The organism is Peribacillus sp. V2I11, from assembly GCF_030817135.1.
Classification (GTDB): Bacteria; Bacillota; Bacilli; order Bacillales; family DSM-1321; genus Peribacillus; species Peribacillus simplex.
Window position 1 is genome coordinate 510238 of sequence record NZ_JAUSYW010000001.1, and the last position, 17296, is coordinate 527533.

Annotated in this window: 15 protein-coding genes and 2 pseudogenes; 7 read left to right on the top strand and 10 right to left on the bottom strand. The window is 39.0% G+C overall.

Annotation, left to right across the window (positions count from 1 at the left end):
- Window positions 1-82: 82 nt before the first annotated feature.
- Window positions 83-1459, bottom strand: coding sequence for an aminotransferase-like domain-containing protein (locus QFZ73_RS02415; RefSeq protein WP_307262524.1), 1377 nt, complete (start codon window positions 1457-1459; stop codon window positions 83-85).
- Between the two features lie 160 nt (window positions 1460-1619).
- Here QFZ73_RS02415 and QFZ73_RS02420 point away from each other — a divergent pair, with 160 nt between their 5' ends.
- Together QFZ73_RS02420 and QFZ73_RS02425 are read left to right on the top strand one after the other, a co-directional pair.
- Window positions 1620-2522, top strand: coding sequence for a DMT family transporter (locus QFZ73_RS02420; protein WP_251428139.1), 903 nt, complete (start codon window positions 1620-1622; stop codon window positions 2520-2522).
- Window positions 2523-2593: 71 nt separating this feature from the next.
- Window positions 2594-2982: pseudogene (locus QFZ73_RS02425) on the top strand (FMN-binding negative transcriptional regulator); the annotation flags it as partial.
- A 362-nt stretch (window positions 2983-3344) separates the two neighbouring features.
- Here QFZ73_RS02425 and QFZ73_RS02430 read toward each other — a convergent pair.
- Complete coding sequence (locus QFZ73_RS02430; protein ID WP_307272541.1) at window positions 3345-3848, bottom strand: alpha/beta hydrolase; 504 nt, start codon at window positions 3846-3848, stop codon at window positions 3345-3347.
- Between the two features lie 756 nt (window positions 3849-4604).
- Between QFZ73_RS02430 and QFZ73_RS02435 the strand changes: the two genes are divergently transcribed.
- The 4 genes and pseudogenes from QFZ73_RS02435 to QFZ73_RS02450 form a co-directional block, all read left to right on the top strand.
- Window positions 4605-5099 carry a DinB family protein gene (locus QFZ73_RS02435; RefSeq protein ID WP_053346046.1) on the top strand — a complete coding sequence of 165 codons (495 nt, stop codon included), beginning with the start codon at window positions 4605-4607 and terminating at the stop codon, window positions 5097-5099.
- A 321-nt stretch (window positions 5100-5420) separates the two neighbouring features.
- The gene (locus tag QFZ73_RS02440; RefSeq protein ID WP_307262530.1) at window positions 5421-5870 is read left to right on the top strand and encodes a hypothetical protein; all 450 of its coding nucleotides are present in this window, start codon (window positions 5421-5423) and stop codon (window positions 5868-5870) included.
- Window positions 5871-5977: 107 nt separating this feature from the next.
- Window positions 5978-6475 (top strand): complement C1q domain-containing protein, encoded by a 498-nt coding sequence (locus QFZ73_RS02445; RefSeq protein ID WP_307262533.1) that lies wholly within the window; start codon window positions 5978-5980, stop codon window positions 6473-6475.
- Between the two features lie 209 nt (window positions 6476-6684).
- Window positions 6685-7174, top strand: a pseudogene (locus tag QFZ73_RS02450) (site-specific integrase); the annotation flags it as partial.
- A gap of 114 nt (window positions 7175-7288) precedes the next feature.
- Here QFZ73_RS02450 and glnA read toward each other — a convergent pair.
- The 4 genes from glnA to hflX form a co-directional block, all read right to left on the bottom strand.
- Window positions 7289-8623, bottom strand: coding sequence for a type I glutamate--ammonia ligase (glnA, locus tag QFZ73_RS02455; RefSeq protein WP_251428127.1), 1335 nt, complete (start codon window positions 8621-8623; stop codon window positions 7289-7291).
- A 39-nt stretch (window positions 8624-8662) separates the two neighbouring features.
- Window positions 8663-9067: a MerR family transcriptional regulator gene (locus QFZ73_RS02460; protein ID WP_053345434.1), complete on the bottom strand. Its 405-nt coding sequence runs from the start codon at window positions 9065-9067 to the stop codon at window positions 8663-8665.
- Window positions 9068-9264: 197 nt separating this feature from the next.
- Entirely contained in the window at window positions 9265-10533 is a 1269-nt protein-coding gene (locus tag QFZ73_RS02465; RefSeq protein ID WP_251428124.1) for a methionine gamma-lyase family protein, read from the bottom strand.
- Between the two features lie 12 nt (window positions 10534-10545).
- Window positions 10546-11799, bottom strand: coding sequence for a GTPase HflX (gene hflX / locus QFZ73_RS02470; protein ID WP_307262541.1), 1254 nt, complete (start codon window positions 11797-11799; stop codon window positions 10546-10548).
- A gap of 168 nt (window positions 11800-11967) precedes the next feature.
- Here hflX and QFZ73_RS02475 point away from each other — a divergent pair, with 168 nt between their 5' ends.
- Entirely contained in the window at window positions 11968-12576 is a 609-nt protein-coding gene (locus tag QFZ73_RS02475; RefSeq protein WP_307262544.1) for a trimeric intracellular cation channel family protein, read from the top strand.
- A 37-nt stretch (window positions 12577-12613) separates the two neighbouring features.
- Here QFZ73_RS02475 and spoVK read toward each other — a convergent pair whose 3' ends face one another.
- From spoVK to QFZ73_RS02495, 4 genes are all read right to left on the bottom strand, one after another.
- On the bottom strand, window positions 12614-13570 hold the full coding sequence (spoVK, locus tag QFZ73_RS02480; protein ID WP_251428116.1) for a stage V sporulation protein K: 957 nt from the start codon (window positions 13568-13570) through the stop codon (window positions 12614-12616).
- A 388-nt stretch (window positions 13571-13958) separates the two neighbouring features.
- Window positions 13959-14192 (bottom strand): RNA chaperone Hfq, encoded by a 234-nt coding sequence (hfq, locus tag QFZ73_RS02485; protein ID WP_034313436.1) that lies wholly within the window; start codon window positions 14190-14192, stop codon window positions 13959-13961.
- A gap of 3 nt (window positions 14193-14195) precedes the next feature.
- On the bottom strand, window positions 14196-15116 hold the full coding sequence (gene miaA, locus QFZ73_RS02490; RefSeq protein WP_251428252.1) for a tRNA (adenosine(37)-N6)-dimethylallyltransferase MiaA: 921 nt from the start codon (window positions 15114-15116) through the stop codon (window positions 14196-14198).
- A gap of 396 nt (window positions 15117-15512) precedes the next feature.
- Window positions 15513-16835 (bottom strand): sensor histidine kinase, encoded by a 1323-nt coding sequence (locus tag QFZ73_RS02495; protein ID WP_251428113.1) that lies wholly within the window; start codon window positions 16833-16835, stop codon window positions 15513-15515.
- Between the last annotated feature and the right edge of the window lie 461 nt (window positions 16836-17296).

Sequence of the window (17296 nt, forward strand, 5' to 3'; positions counted from 1 at the left end):
TCTCAAATTATTGCTCAAATTATAAGCCACATAAACAGGGTTGGAAATCCGCATAATCTTTTGATGCTTCCCTCTTCCCATCCTATATGAGTAAAAAGTTATTTGGAGTAATACGATTTTTTCTACTGTCAATTAAAGCAATACAGTGAGCCAATTGCTCTACCCCTGGTTTAATTTGACTCTCGTTCACTTGAGAGATGCTTAATCGAACGAGATTTTCCTTTTTATATTCAGCTAAAAACATTCTAGAGGCATCATCAACATATATATGCTGCTCGTTTAGCATATGAACTACCTGTTTTGCTTTCACATTCTCCGGCAAACTGATGGATAGATAGAATCCGGAAGTCGGTTTAGAAAAAGAAGTATTAGCCGGCAGAAATAATTCACATGCTTCTTGAAGGATTTGCATTTTAGTACGATATACCTCTTTGACTTTTTTTAGATGGCTATTAAACATACCGCTTTTTAAATAGATTTCTAGCGCACCTTGAGAAAGTGCCGAACTATTAAAATCCGAACTAAATTTATATCGTAAAAAATTGTTAATCATTAATGCAGGAAGAACGACCGTACCAATCCTTAACCCTGGGAGAAAGATTTTCGAAAGGCTTTTAATATAAATCACTCTCCCAGAAGGATCAAACGAAAATAAAGGATCTGATTTTGGATTTGGATCAAGGTCTCCTAAAATATCATCCTCCACTATATATACATCGTATTTTTCAGCTAACTCAACGATTTTTTTCTTTTCGCTATTCGTGTAACAATGTCCAAGTGGATTGTGAAATCTCGGGATAATATAGAAAAATTTGATATCATTATTTCGAAAAATGTATTCCAGACGCTCAAGATCAATCCCCTCCATTGTTAATTCAATTCCAAAAGTAGTAGCTTGATGCAGATTGATGGACTCTATGATTCCGAAATAAGTAGGCTGTTCAATTAGAATATTGTTTTTTCCATTTGGAAATGGCATGGAAACTAATAAATTCAGGGCTTGCTGCGAGCCAGATACAATGACTAATCTATCAAGTTGAGTGAAAACCTGTAAATTTTGCAAATACTTCACTAATTGTACACGTAGTGAGTAAAGCCCTTGTTGATCAGAGTATGTAAAAAGCTCTTCTTTATAATGGTCAATTGCTTGATTCATACAATGTTGAAATTCCACATAAGGCATAACGTTTTTATCCGGACCGGCAGACAGAAAATCAATCACCTCATTTTCTTCCGTCGATTTTTGAAATTCATTCACAACATAGTAGCCGCTTTTAGGAACAGAATAAATCAAATGCTCTTTTTCAAGTTCTACGTATGCTTTAATGACCGTATTTTTACTACACGAAAAATACTCAGATAACTGACGAACAGAAGGAAGTTTACTGCCTGCAATTAGCGAACCATGTTCTAGTCGAAGCTTAATGTCTTCCATTATCTTCATATATTTTGAGTTCATATATTGATCCCCCTCCAACTGTACCAGGACAGATAGGTAAAAAAATGGTTTGTTTTTATTGAATGTACTCATATTATGTTAATTATATCAAGTCCGTTTTTAAGATAAGGGAAAAATGGTACAGATGTGGTACAAAATATAAAGATTGGGGTTGGAAAAGATGCAGGGAGAAACAAGAGGAAAATTAGGATTATTTTTAGGATTAGTGGGCGTCATTTGTTTTAGCTTAACGCTCCCTTCTACAAGTATTGCAGTAGAATATTTTGGGACTACGATCGTTGGTTTAGGAAGAACAGTTGTAGCCGCTATTTTAGTAGCTGTGGTATTGATCGTTCGAAAAGAAAGAATACCTTCTCTTCGCCAATTCAAACGACTGCTTATTGTTGCTTTTGGTGCAGTTTTAGGATTTCCTCTCCTCACCTCTTGGGCAATGGAATCCTTGCCTGTTTCTCATGGAGCAGTGGAATTAGCTCTGTTACCGTTAGCAACAGCCGGATTCGCTATATTTAGGGCAGGAGAAATCCCATCTCTCAAATTCTGGATTTCAAGTATAATCAGCTCTTTAGCGGTAATTATGTATGCACTTCATCTTGGATTCGGCCAATTGCAATTTGCCGATTTAGCTTTACTGGCAGCAGTGATCATACTGGGACTTAGTTACGCAGAAGGGGGGGAATTAGCGAAAGAATTAGGTAGCTGGCAAGTGATCGCTTGGGCAATTATGATCGGTGCTCCATTTTTCATTATTCCAGTTGGACTAAACCTGACAACTGAAATGCTTCATGCCCCTATCCAAGCATGGATTAGTTTTATTTATCTCTCAGTGGTTAGTCAATTTTTAGCATATGTTGCTTGGTATAGCGGAATGGCAATGGGCGGGATAGCAAGAGTTAGTCAGATTCAATACTTACAACCATTTTTGATGATTCTATTTGCAACAGTATTTCTAGATGAATCCATCACAATTTTCACACTAGTAATAGCAGTGATTGTTGTCTTTTCTGTTATATTTGGCAAAAATGCTCCCGTATCAAAAAACGAAGCTTTATCAGGGAAAAGCTAACTGTATGAAAGTTAGCTTTTAGAGACTGTTTGAATAGATGAGAAGTTGTCATGAATATAGACTTATCTTAGAAAGACATCAAAAATCAAACTGTCTTAGCTATTTTTCATGGCCCGCATTGTTATATCTCTCCATCTTGGTATGAGACGGATAAAGCAGTACCAACATGGAATTATGTGACCGTTCATGTTTATGGAGAAGTCGAACTGCAAGAGGATGAAATGAGTTAATGAGCTCCCTGCATGATATGGTATCGAAGTAAGAAGCCCCTGACAGTTCATACAGTTGCAAGATGTAGATGCTGAGTTTCCCTCTGGTATGAACAAAGGATTTAAAGGATTCAAGATAAAAATCACCACAATAGAAGGGAAAGCAAAGTTAAGTCAAAATCAGCCATTGCAAAGGCAAGAGTTAATTGTTAATCAACTGGAACAAATTTTCAAATACGGATGAAGAATAGATTTCATTATTAATGAAAGCAAACATAGAATAATAACGTTAAATGGTTATGTACTAATGGGAGTGTTGATCAAATAGGGATTAACGCTCTTTTCCTTCCCATTGACACTCCGATAGTTCTCATTTATATAGAATTGATTATATCATCTTCTTCAACACCTCTTCCCCGATCGTTGCATAAAGAAAAGCTGCCTTATAGACAGCTCTGATCTTAAGCTAACGTACCCTATAGCTTAAGTACATACTTTCACAAACAATTATGGAAAGATTTTATTTGAATCATGTTTGTTATTGTCTTGAACCCAAGCGGTAAAGACTTCAATGCCATGCACGACTGCTTCGGTACGTATGGAGTGATACAAATCAAAATTGCTCAGCACCAGGAAGTTCGACATAAACAACCGGATTAGATGAGGAATCTCGCAGATGCTCCGTGAAGCGTCGGGCATTTTCCATGGACACTAACCTATCCTGATCACCATGCGCCACGAAGAATGGCAGTGCTCCTTTTCCATTGTAAGCCATAGGAGATGAGAATAAACCAGGTTTTGTATCGATATAACCGTAATAGCCGTATAGACAAATGGCGGCAGTTATCGACGTGTCCACAAACTCAAAACCCGGCTGGAATGTTGGGGAATTTGGAGTTAGTGCAGCCATAGCAGTTAAATGAGCCCCTGCCGAATTACCAGCTAAAAATAACGTCGTAGGGTCAGCACCGTATTCGGACCCGTGCTCGCGTACCCAAGCAATCACATTCTTAATGTCAATCAAGTGGTCTGGAAATTTCACGTCAGGACTTAAGCGGTAGTTCGCACTGATGCACACCCACCCCTTGCTCGCGACTGGTAAATAAGAGGGAGAGATTGGCTGTTCTTTTTACCGCCTACAAATCCCCCACCGTGCAAATGCACCAACGTGGGGCAGCCCGTCGGATGAGAGCGATGGCGATAAACATCTAGTTGATTTCTCCTGCCTGCATTACCGTTGTTGATGTTTGCAATTTTAAAGAATGGACCGAGTAAGGCGGTGAAACTAAATTTCTTTTGTAATCACCGCTCAACCTTAGGGTTAATAGTAGTTCGCCACTTTTTCTCCAGACTATCATCTATGGCTTGACTGACTACAAGAGAAGTTTTTAATACCCAATGGATGATCACTAAGAGCATTCCCACTGCCAAAATTGTTATACCAAAAGCCATCCACCCGATTGGCTAGAACAGAACTCTATAACACTCTCTGCCAGTCTACTTTCTCCGGCCGTTAATACCGCCTCTGAAGCAGGATATTCCTTTAACATCAATAAAGAAACCTTCGAATATAGATCCCCAAAAACCTTCCGGTATTCAAGAAACACTTGATCTAAAATGGTGTGAAACTGAAGTTTAGCCTCCACATACATATTCAGACAGTTGTTCTTTCTCAGTTAACACAACTTATGATAAACTAAGGTTATCAGAATTTTCCAAATAACGGAACGTTCATTGTTCCGTTAAAGGGCTAGTTTAATTGAACAAGGAATTGGCATGACACCTTAATTAGTGAGCTATCTACAACACGCCGCAAATGAATTTTGACCAAAGGGATTATCTATTAAAGGGATTAAATTGGAGGGAATAGAAAATGGATGTAAAGACACTTTTGTTACAACAATGGGCAAGCTGCTTAGATGAAGAAGACTGGTTTCCACCACTTGAAAAAGTGCTAGAGGATATAACTTTTGAACAGGCAATTTGGAAACCAGCTGATGGGGCTATGAATTCCATTTGGGAATTAGTTTGTCATTTACTTTTCTATGAAAAGAGATTTCTGATGCGATTTCTTGGTGAAACAGCGAATGAACCACAAGCAGAAAATAATGAATCTACATTTCGATTACCAACTGAGACGTTAGAAAATTGGAAGGAAACAAAACAAGAATACTTTTATGTTCATCGTGAACTTGGAAAAATACTAGCAAAATCAGAACATGAAGATTTGTATAGACAGATCCCAGGAGAAGATAATTCATTAGTGCTTGAACTGAAGAGTTTAGCAATGCACGACGCATATCATATTGGGCAAATTGTATTCCTTAGTAAAATGCAAGGAGCTTGGGCAGGGAAACGCAGCTTTTAAAAAAGCTTCATTAGCTTTACAGTTATTCCATTATAGGGGGCTTTAATGGAGAAAGAACGGGAACGTCCAAATCGGACGTTCCCATATTTTATACCTAAAAAACAACAATACTACTTAACAAAGCCTAACGATAAAAGAGCAACTTGCTACGAATCAATTGGATAATTCCATTTCCTTCTTCCCACCTGTCTCTAGTATCAAAAATCAAAATAGTGAGAGTGCTCATTCATTTTTTGAAAATGTTCATATAATAGGAATCAGGGATAATTATCCAAAAGAATGCGACCTTGAAAAGTAACTTAAAGTATAGCAATAAAAGGAGTGATATTTTTTTGTCTTATCACGATGATTGTTGTAAGAAGAAAAAACGCTGCGATTATGACCATCACGATGATTGGTGTAAGAAGGAAAAACGCTGCGATTATGACCATCACGATGATTGGTGTAAGAAGAAGAAACGCTGCGATTATGACCATCACGATGATTGGTGTAAGAAGGAAAAACGCTGGGGTTATGGCCATCACGATGATTGTTGTAAGAAGGAAAAACGCTGCGGTTATGACCATCACGATGATTGGTGTAAGAAGGAAAAACGCTGCGATTATGACCATCACGATGATTGGTGTAAGAAGGAAAAACGCTGCGATTATGACCATCACGATGATTGGTGTAAGAAGGAGAAACGCTGCGATTATGACCATCACGATGATTGGTGTAAGAAGAAGAAACGCTGCGATTATGACCATCACGATGATTGTAAGTATAAATTAGAAAATATTCAATTCCAACTTCAACAACAGCAACAAAAACAAGAGCAACTTCAGGCCCAGACTCAAAATGATACCGATACTATTTCAAACGTTGTTGGCAATCCAGTTGTGAATGTAAATGTATCCAATGATACTTCATCAAATGGCGGCTCTATTCCACAAACTAATTCAGCTTTTAGTGCAGCTACCCAAGGTTCAACGGTTCTTCAACCACTAGCTGGAACACTTCCTTTAGCTAAGGTATTTTTTCCAAATGAACTACTTGACTTAGAAAATGAATATGACCCATCTACTTCTACCTTCACCGCAAAAAATTCAGGTGTATATCTTTTTATTACATCTCTTAATTTTTTCCCTGATCCTATCGAGGTTCCTTATCAGGTTCGAGTTCAAATTCTAGTTAATGGTTCATCAGTCGGTACTGATGATGAATTTACTAGAGGCGATTCTGGTGATTTCACTCTAGTTATATTACTTAGTGCCAAAGTGAATTTAAATGCCGGAGATACCGTAGAAGTATTTGCTTCAAGTACAACTCCGGGTGTCCTTTTGCCAGGGAAAGCAACTCGCTTTGAGGGAGCTAGATTCCCGTCTCCTGCAGCGTAAATAAAAAAGGCATAAATTTGAGTAATGTTTACAGACTAACCGGGAAAAGTTGGTTATAGCAGTGAGTGCGGTAGAGGTACCTACATTCACTCCATCTACCATTCCGGTTTTTTTGCATCTAGATTTTGGGTTTATGCAAACTAAAGAACATAAATAAAAAAATCCTGTTCAACTAACAGGCGCGTAAGTTCATTAAAAGATAAAAGGGATGGACAGATATAGATTTAAAAGAACAAACCATTTCTATAACAAAGACTCTAGATTTTAAAGCTAAATTCAAACAAGAACTGTTTGGCGATCCAAAAACATTTAATTCTAAGCGGGTTATTTCCATTAGCCAAACACTTACTCAAGTGCTTCAACATCATTTTCGGCATCAAAACCAACATAAACTTACCTTATGATTTATACCACCATGATCTAAATATAGTACTGTGCAGGGATGATGGCAGTTTCATGCCAAAATCCACTTTATTTAATGCATTTAGCCGTATCCTAAAAAAAGCTGCGTTGCCTTCTCTTCGTCATACACATGCAGTCCTCCAGCTTGAAGCCGGAGCGGATATGAAATATGTTCAGAAAAGATTAGGTCATGGCAGCGTTGCTATAACTTCTGATGTTTACGCACATATAAGCAAAAAACTCGAAAAGAAAAATATGGACAAGTTTGAAGAATGCACCAAGGGAATAATAGATTAAATTTTTTTGCTAACTTTGGTGGGCAAATGGTGGGCAAATATCCATTTCATTTATCTTAGATTTGCCCACCAAATAAAAAACCCCTGACACCAGAGGTGCCAAGGGTTTGAGATATTAATACATTGACATATATTGTTCGCGTTCCCATGGGTGAACTTGTGTACGGAACATATCCCACTCGATTTCTTTTGCTTCGATGAAGTGTTCAAGTAAATGTTCACCTAATGCTTCTTTGATTACTTCATCAGATTTTAATGTTTCCAATGCAGCATATAAAGTAGCTGGTAGATCAACGATACCTACTTCTTCACGTTCTTCTTTATTCATAACATAGATGTTGCGGTCAACTGGAGCTGGAGGAGTCAAGTCGTTCTTGATACCGTCAAGACCAGCTTTCAGCAGAACTGCAAGTGCCAAGTATGGGTTTGCTGCTGGATCGACACTACGTACCTCTACACGAGTACTTACTCCGCGTGAAGCTGGGATACGGATTAATGGGCTACGGTTTTTAGCGGACCATGCAACATAACAAGGAGCTTCGTAACCAGGAACTAGACGTTTGTATGAGTTAACAGTTGGGTTTGTTACCGCAGTGAAGCCTGGAGCATGTTTAATGATACCTGCGATAAATTGCTCAGCTGTTTTACTTAATTCCAATTTACCTTCTGTATCATAAAATGCGTTTTCTTTTCCTTTGAATAAAGAAACGTTACAGTGCATACCAGATCCGTTAACACCGAACAATGGTTTTGGCATGAATGTTGCGTGTAAACCATGTTTACGGGCAATCGTTTTAACAACCAATTTAAATGTTTGGATGTTATCACAAGCTGAGATTGCATCTGCATATTTAAAGTCAATTTCATGTTGTCCTGGAGCTACTTCATGGTGGGATGCTTCGATTTCAAATCCCATTTCTTCAAGCTCAAGAACGATATCACGACGGCAGTTTTCTCCTAGGTCAGTAGGTGCAAGGTCAAAGTACCCGCCTTTGTCGTTCAATTCTAGAGTCGGCTCGCCTGCTGCATCCAGTTTAAATAGGAAGAATTCAGGTTCAGGCCCAAGATTGAAATCTGTGAAACCCATTTCTCTTGCTTCTGCAAGAACACGTTTTAGGTTTGCACGTGGATCTCCATCAAAAGGTGTTCCATCCGTATTGTAAATATCACAGATCAAACGTGCGACTTTACCTTTTTCGGAAGTCCAAGGGAAGATAACCCATGTATTTAAATCAGGATATAGGTACATATCAGACTCTTCGATACGTACGAAGCCTTCAATGGAAGATCCGTCAAACATCATTTTATTATCAAGTGCTTTTTCTAATTGACTGACTGGGATTTCAACGTTTTTAATTGTCCCTAAAATGTCAGTGAATTGTAAACGAATGTACTTAACATTTTCTTCTTTCGCTAAACGAGTGATGTCTTCACGTGTGAACTTTGCCAATTTCTATTCCCCCTAATAATCATTCATAAATCATATTTTTTATTGGAAAAAACGAGACATATCCCCTTGTCTAAGAGATGTTCGATGCTTGCTTCCTTGTAAAAGCTCGGCACGCAGAAGCTTGCGAAGCTCCTCGTCACTAAGGTCCTGTCTTATTTTTTCCGCTTGTTCTAAATCTTGAGTTTTAGGTAAATTCTGTTCCTTTACAGTGAAAATCTTTTTTATGCCGGCCAGATTGACTCCTTGTTCGATTAAATCTTTAATCTCAAGCAGTCGATCGATATCGTTTAAAGAAAAAACCCGACGATTTCCATCTGTTCTCATAGGAGTAATAAGTTGATGCTCTTCGTAATACCGAATTTGGCGTGCAGACAACTCAGTTAGCTGCATGACGATTCCGATGGAAAAAAGAGGCATCGAACGCCGAATGTTGTTGCCGCTCATTCTTAGCATCCTCCTTTTGTTTAACTTAAAATAATCATATATCATGTTATTAAACTTGTCAATATGATGTTACATTTTATGACGTGTTTTTTTCAGAAAAATTAAATGATTGTTACTACTCAAATATTATGACTATTGTTTTTTTACAGGAATCCAATTGTATCTGGATTCCCATTACGTACCTAACTTAATTTCATTTACAATTGAATCAGCTTTTTATCCATTAGCGCATTCACAGCAGTCAATACAGCCACTTTAACATGGGCGTATGTCAATCCGCCCTGAACGTAGGCAACATATGGAGCCCTTGTCGGACCATCTGCCGTCAGTTCAATGCTGGCCCCCTGTATAAATGTGCCCGCAGCCATGATTACATCATCCTCATATCCTGGCATATAGGCAGGATATGGTGTCACATGTGAATTGATTGGTGATGCATATTGGATGGCCTGACAGAAGGCAACCATTTTATCCCGGTCATCAAATTGGACGGATTGAATCAAGTCAGTTCGCTTCGCATCCCATTTAGGAGATGTATTCATACCGAGTTTTTCTAAAAAGGCAGCTGTGAACACGGCTCCTTTAACAGCTTGGCCCACGACATGCGGTGCAAGGAAGAATCCTTGGTACATTTCCTGAAGACTATAAAGCGACGCACCTGCTTCCGCCCCTATTCCTGGTGATGTTAATCGATAAGAGCAAGCTTCAACCAGGTCCTTTTTACCAACAATGTATCCACCGGTTTTCACTATTCCGCCACCTGGGTTTTTAATGAGTGAACCTGCCATTAAATCGGCTCCGACATGACATGGTTCTTGTGTCTCAACAAACTCTCCATAACAGTTGTCCACGAACACGACGATTTCCGGGTTAATGTCTTTTACAAAGGAAATCATTTCCCTTATTTCATCAATCGTAAAGGAAGGTCGTGTAGCATACCCTTTTGACCGTTGTATACCGATCATCTTCGTATTTGGTTGAATGGCTTGTTTGACGGCTTCGAAATCAACGGTTCCAGCCTCCGCTAACGGAACGGCCTTATAGCTTATTTGAAAATCACGCAACGAACCGATACCCGATCCCCGGATACCGACAATTTCTTCCAAGGTATCATATGGCTTTCCAGTTATGTATAACAATTCATCCCCTGGGCGCAATATGCCGAACAGAGCGGTTGAGATGGCGTGTGTGCCTGAAATAATTTGGGGGCGTACCAATCCAGCTTCCGCTCCAAAAACATCTGCATATATCAATTCCAGCGTATCGCGGCCCATATCATCGTATCCATACCCTGTAGTCGGGATGAAATGGGAATCACTTACTCTATGTGCTTGATAACTTTGTAATACACGAAATTGATTTTCTTCAATTCGTTCGTCCACTTGCTTATGTAACGGAGAAATCATTGCTTCCACTTCCTGGGCAATGTTTTTCAACACTTCTCCATTTGTTAACTGCTGATACATCAAAATTCCCCTTTATAATGAATATTTCTCCAGCTGCCCGGTTATTGGATGATCAGCTAGACAAAAACCTTTGCATTCATATCTTTCCGATTCTTCATTAAAGGAGAGAGTACGCAATATGGTTTCATTTTTCAGCTGTGATAATAGTTTACCCTCACTAGATGGCAGGAAAACGTGATACGGGACCATTTCTTCAATCACGTACTTTTCAATTTCTTCCATGATTAGATTCAGGTCCGATTGTTCATAGGCACTGATCATTAATGAAGCACGACTGCCTGACCTGACAAAATCAGCGTGAATCCTATCTTTCTTATTATACAACGTTAGCTGTGGAATGGAAGGGACATCTAAGTCATTTAGCAAATCCTGCACCGTTTTCTGATGATTAAAGTAATCTGTACTTGAGGAATCGACCACATGGAGCAATAGATCCGCTTCTTTCACTTCTTCCAGGGTCGACCGGAATGCAGCAATTAAAGATGTCGGCAAATCTTGAATGAATCCAACCGTATCCGTCAGCAGCACGGTAAATCCGCTAGGAAGAATCGCCTTTCGTGTCATGGGATCCAGCGTAGCGAATAACTGATTCTCTTCGTATGAATCCGCCTCCGTCAAACGGTTGAACAGCGTTGATTTACCTGCATTCGTGTATCCCACAAGGGCTATTTGAAATGCCTTATTACGTTTCCTTCTATCACGATAGCGTTCACGATGCTTCACTATGCCACTTAATTGTTGCTTGATTTCATCTATTTTCCCACGAATGTGGCGGCGGTCGCTTTCCAGCTTCGTCTCCCCTGGTCCCCTGGTGCCGATTCCGCCTCCAAGCCTGGACATTGCCGTACCCTGCCCGACCAAACGCGGCAATAAATATTGGAGCTGAGCAAGTTCAACCTGCAGCTTCCCTTCTTTGGATCGCGCCCGCTGAGCGAATATATCCAATATTAGCTGTGTCCGGTCAATGATCCTTGCCTCCAATTGTTTTGAAAGGTTCCGAATCTGGCTCGGAGATAGTTCATCATTAAAGATAAATAAATCCGGCTCCAGCTCCTCTTCCAGATTCCGAAGTTCCTCCACTTTTCCTTTTCCTATATATGTAGCCGGATCGACCCTTTCCCTTTTCTGGCTAATGGTCATTAAAACCACACCATTCGCCGTCTTCGCCAATGAAGCAAGCTCATCGAGTGAATATTCAAAACGTTCATTAGTCTCAGTTGTTTGACACCCAATCAACACGGCCGTTTCCTTTATTGCTTCTTCCAAATCAAATGCACCACCTTCTCGAAGATTTTAGTTAATCATACCAAAAAAAGTGAATATATAAAAATTTCCTCAAAACGAAGCTTTTAACCGTTTTAAAAATTCCAATAACATGCTAAAATCAAATTTGGCTTTACCATCAAAATCGAAAAGACATAGAGGGACATTCATATGACATGGGAAGTATTAAGCTTCATAGGTACGATTGCATTCGCTATTAGCGGGACCATCATCGCCATGGAAGAAGAGTATGATATTTTAGGAGTTTATATTTTAGGAATCATAACCGCCTTTGGCGGAGGGGCAATCCGTAATCTGTTGATCGGTGTCCCCGTTTCAGCGTTATGGGATCAAAGTTTCTATTTTGTCATCGCGTTAGTATCCATCACCATCGTTTTTGTTTTTCCTACAAACCTTTCAAAGCACTGGGACAGATGGGGAAACTTCAGTGATGCCATTGGCCTTTCAGCCTTTGCCATCCAAGGGGCTATGTATGCCGTGGAACTTAATCATCCAATAAGCGCCATCATTGTATCAGCTGCATTAACTGGATGCGGCGGCGGGATAATCCGTGACGTGCTGGCCGGAAGAAAGCCATTGGTCTTCAGAAAAGAAATCTACGTAGTATGGGCCATCATTGCAGGCTTGGCTTTAGGCAGTGGTGTATTATCCCAGTCATGGCAGCTTTATTCGCTCTTTGCCGTCATCACAATATTGCGAGTCCTTTCTTACACCAATAATTGGCATCTTCCTAATAAAAAATGGGTGCCTAAAACATAAATCAGAAAAGCCCGCCAGCTTGGTGGGCTTTTCCATGTCATTCTTTCTCATCATCCTCGAAAATCAAATCTTGGCTGGTAAGCGTCAATAAATCGGATTTTTCAAACGAATCCTCCAGTAAAAGCCGCATTGCCTGCGCCCTGATTGACTTTTCAAGTACATTGCGAATATAGCGTCCGTTAGAAAATGAAATAGGTCCCCGGAATGAACGTAATATGATTAAATGTTCTTTTAATTTCCTTTCGGCATCCCGATTCATTAGATACTCCTTTTCCTGTAGCATCCGATCGGCTATTTCCATTAACTGTTCAATCGTATAATCCGGAAAATCAATAACAAGCGGGAACCTGGAATGAAGGCCAGGATTAAGGCCGAGGAAATGATCCATTTCCCTCGAATATCCAGCCAGGATCAAAATGAATTCGTGCTGCCGATCCTCCATATGCTTGACAAGGGTATCTATGGCTTCTTTTCCAAAATCCTTTTCGCCGCCTCTTCCCAAGGAATAGGCTTCATCAATAAATAAGATCCCGCCAATGGCCTTTTTAATTAAATCCCTTGTTTTTTGGGCAGTATGACCAATGTATTCCCCGACCAAATCTGCCCTCTCCGCTTCAATTAAATGCCCTTTAGAAAGTACATTCATTTTTTGAAACAACTTACCGATTAAACGTGCAACCGTTGTTTTCCCTGTTCCGGGATTTCCTTTAAACATCATATGCAGCGCTTGCCTGCCAGTCTTCAACCCCTTTGCCTCACGTTGTTTATTGATGTAAATCCAGGCATATATCTCTTTTATCATCCGTTTCATTTCTTCCATTCCGACCAGCGATTTCAGTTCATCTTCAATCTCTTTCAATGCCACATGCTGGTGGGGGATTTCCTGCACCAAAATTTCTTTTATCGGCAGATCCTTTTGTAGCGCTTTTCTGTTTTCCGCATTAAACACAATATTGATTTGCCCGTTATTTTTCATACGGATCGGTTGTTCCAATGCATTCACCTCTCCATCTTGGACCCTAACTCTAACACCACAATTTTCGATTTATGATGGTCATAGGCATATGCTGCATAGCCAAAACTAACCCATCGGAAAATTCGTTTATTTCTTTTCGTGATAAGCCCAATTCCCTTCCTGAAAAGCGACTTATTCTGACAGGATTTTTTCCTTGGAGGATTTGTTACGACAAACTCCATTCCCGTTCACCAATTTATATGGGTTAATGTCATTTCCTGCGGTTTCCCGGAAAATAATCCGTCCCTTAATATCTATTCAAAACAGGTACGTAAAATTATCGATTCTTTGAAAAAGAACAGAGAAGTGCATGCAAAAAAAACAGGTCGCTATAAGCTAAACCTGTTTTTTACATTCATATATATGATTATTCCTTCACTTCGTAATCAATCTGAACATTACGTTGTGGAGCAAATGTAGAGATCGCATGTTTATAGACTAATTGCTGTTTACCCTCTGATTCAAATAAAACGGTAAAATTATCGAACCCTTTCACTTGTCCTCTAATCTGGAACCCGTTTAATAAAAATACCGTCACATACGTACCATCTTTACGTAATTGATTAAGAAACTGATCTTGAATATTTACTGATTGTTTCATGTATTAGTCCTCCTCTTTTCTCTCTAAATTTATGTATTCGCCTTCACTGAAAAGCTTTCCTGCTATAAATCCAGATATTTCATGTATTTTTTTTGAAAAACCCTCGAGATCGGTCATATCAAACCAAGCTACATCCATTTTATTCCGAAACCAGGTCAATTGCCTTTTTGCATATCGACGGGAGTTTTGCTTTAATGTCTCAACCGCTTCATCCAATGAAGCCCTTCCATCAAAAAAATCATAGATTTCTTTATAGCCTATAGCCTGGATCGATTGGCAATCCCTCAAACCATTTTCATAAAATGACTCCACCTCTTGAATCAGCCCTTCTTCTACCATGCCATCAACACGTTGATCGATGCGTTGGTATAACTTTTCACGTTCCATTGTCAATCCAATGATGCACGTTTCATATTTCAATTCTGTAGGCTGTTCATTCAGCTGCTCACTCATCGTTTTACCAGTACAATGGAAAATCTCAAGTGCCCTTATCACCCTTCTTACATTATTAGGATGAATCCGATTCGCACTTTCCGGGTCAACACTGCGTAATTGTTCAAAAACAGGATCAATTCCTGACTCCCTTACCTGTTTTTCGAGCCCCTCCCTATAAACCGGGTCGGATGGCGCCTCCGAAAATTGATAATCATAAATGACCGATTGTATGTATAATCCTGTTCCACCGACGATAATGGGAAGTTTACCTCTGTTTTGGATATCCTCGATACAAGCATTAGCCCGCTCCTGGAACTCTGCCGCACTAAATGGTTCATCAGGGTCTTTAATATCAAGTAAATAATGAGGAATTCCTTCTGTTTCTTCCCTCTTGATTTTTGCAGTCCCAATATCCATCCCCTTATATACCTGCATGGAGTCTCCGCTAATAATTTCACCATTAAATAACTTTGCCATCTCAATACTCATCTTTGTCTTGCCAACAGCAGTCGGTCCAATGATAACGAGAAGTTTTCCTTTTTGTTGTTTCACAATCTCACTGCCTTAAATGATTTTTTCCCTATCTTATCATAATCTCGATGAAAGCAGCTAAACATCTACCCATTATGTCCAATTCAGGTACTTTTATTCAACTTTTCCCCCGTAATATCTTTTTCTCTTAGATTGTCAGAGTGTAAAATACTAAAAATACATTTGAAGCCCACAGCTCCATTTGCGGCAATGGAGAAAAACGTGATTTTTCAATCCTCTTCTCCTGCTGGAAGGGGAATATAATCCCGATCATAGAATCGTAAAAAAAGGTATGATTCCTTTTGCATTTGAGGAATCATACCTTTTTATCAATTGTATTTCCTTTGGATCCATTTAGCCCATTTTTCCAGTTACGGGTATGATCATCGTAACCGTCGTTTCTTTTTCAGAGGATTTTACATGAATCTCTCCATCATATCTGTTCACTAAGTCTTTAATGATGAACAATCCTTGTCCGCGAACTTTGCCCTTTTGTGCCTTTTTGGTTGAAAAACCGCTGGCGAATATATTCTCCAGATCTAATTCTGAAATCATTGGTCCGGTGTTCGTGACCATAAACGTATACTTTTCATCATCAGCTTTGCAGGCAATATTCATTCGGCGTTCTTGTTCTGGCAATTCAATTGTTGCTTCAATAGCATTGTCGATAACGTTTGATAATATTTTAATTAAATCGATTGTTTTGACCCGATTGAAGGATTTGGGTGAAACATCAATCTCAATTTCGATGTTATAATTCTGGGCCGAGAGCCTTTTTGTCTCTAATAGAACAGACAAGCCTGGATGAATCACATCCAATTTCATCGATTCGATCGAATGCACTTCTTTTGAAAGACCGGTTAAATAATCGAGTGCTTTTGCGTTCTCCTCTAATTTTAGCAGTCCATGTATCACCTGAATATGATTGGAAAAATCATGCCTTAATGAGCGGACTGAAGCAATGAGCGATTGAAATTCCGATTGATACGTATCTTCCGTATCCCCCACTTCACGTGTCAGTTCCTTTTGATACCATTTTTGAATGACAAAAAAGGTAACCAGCAGCATGATAACAAATCCACCATTATAAACAAGGATGGCAATGCTGCTTTTCAATACCTTGCCGTTAATGGCATTAATATCTTCTGCTCTCACATCAATGCCCAAAAAACCAATAATGGTGCCATCTTGATTTTTCATTGGCACTCCCACAGTCAAATACTCGCCATATTCCGGATCTTCTAGAATCCCGGTAATAAAGTTTTTGCCTTCATACGCCTGTTTGACCTGCTCCGGTGGCACAGTACATACACCACCGATAGGAAAATCCCCTTTATGATCTTTAGAAAATCCAGTAATCATAGCTTTAGATACTCGCGGATTATCAATCATGATGGTATAAACATATAATGCTCCTATTTTTTCACGGGCATCCTCTAAGTAAGCTTTTATATCCCTATAATCCTCGCTCTTTACTTGGTTATTGAGAAATCGCTGATAGGCCTCTATATCCATCGAGTCGGCAATAGATCTAGCAGCTACCAAGTTTTGATTAGCAACGGATTTTTGTACAGAATTCTTAATGCTTAAATATGTTGAAAACATATTTAGAAGAATGAAAACAATCAATAAAAGAATGGTCAAATAAAGAAATGCCCTTAACTTTTTATTTTTCATAGGGTTAAACTTACCTCATCTCTAGCAGCTAAAAGTTAACGAATATATTCTGAGTTTACTATATTAAGGGACAAAGAAATAGCGAAATGTCTAATATCCTCTATAATTCCAGGTATATAATACTATAATTAATCAAGTAATTAACAGATTTCCCACTAATTTTTCGGCCCTATAGCTTTTTATATTTTAATCTACACTACTTCAACTATTAATTTTTTCCAATAAATCATTTTTTTATTTAATTAATTATATCAGTATAATTCTATATAGAAAAATGGAAAAAATTGGCGGTGCAGAGTTCGGTATGTTCGCTTCAAATAAATAATTTTACCCTTTATATGAAAATATTACAAGAATCTGGGGGTTTGATCTGTAAAATCACACCATAATTCATATTTTTATATTAATTTGTGCAAAATAGTTGATCACTCCTCTTGCAATAGTCCATATCAACTAATTCC

What these genes read in the sequence shown, in the direction of transcription:
- QFZ73_RS02415 (WP_307262524.1), bottom strand. Translation starts at nt 1,459, where the DNA reads ATGAACTCAAAATATATGAAGATAATGGAAGACATTAAGCTTCGACTA.
- QFZ73_RS02420 (WP_251428139.1), top strand. Translation starts at nt 1,620, where the DNA reads ATGCAGGGAGAAACAAGAGGAAAATTAGGATTATTTTTAGGATTAGTG.
- QFZ73_RS02435 (WP_053346046.1), top strand. Translation starts at nt 4,605, where the DNA reads ATGGATGTAAAGACACTTTTGTTACAACAATGGGCAAGCTGCTTAGAT.
- QFZ73_RS02460 (WP_053345434.1), bottom strand. Translation starts at nt 9,067, where the DNA reads ATGAGCGGCAACAACATTCGGCGTTCGATGCCTCTTTTTTCCATCGGA.
- QFZ73_RS02465 (WP_251428124.1), bottom strand. Translation starts at nt 10,533, where the DNA reads ATGTATCAGCAGTTAACAAATGGAGAAGTGTTGAAAAACATTGCCCAG.
- QFZ73_RS02475 (WP_307262544.1), top strand. Translation starts at nt 11,968, where the DNA reads ATGACATGGGAAGTATTAAGCTTCATAGGTACGATTGCATTCGCTATT.
- hfq (WP_034313436.1), bottom strand. Translation starts at nt 14,192, where the DNA reads ATGAAACAATCAGTAAATATTCAAGATCAGTTTCTTAATCAATTACGT.
- miaA (WP_251428252.1), bottom strand. Translation starts at nt 15,116, where the DNA reads ATGAGTATTGAGATGGCAAAGTTATTTAATGGTGAAATTATTAGCGGA.
- QFZ73_RS02495 (WP_251428113.1), bottom strand. Translation starts at nt 16,835, where the DNA reads ATGAAAAATAAAAAGTTAAGGGCATTTCTTTATTTGACCATTCTTTTA.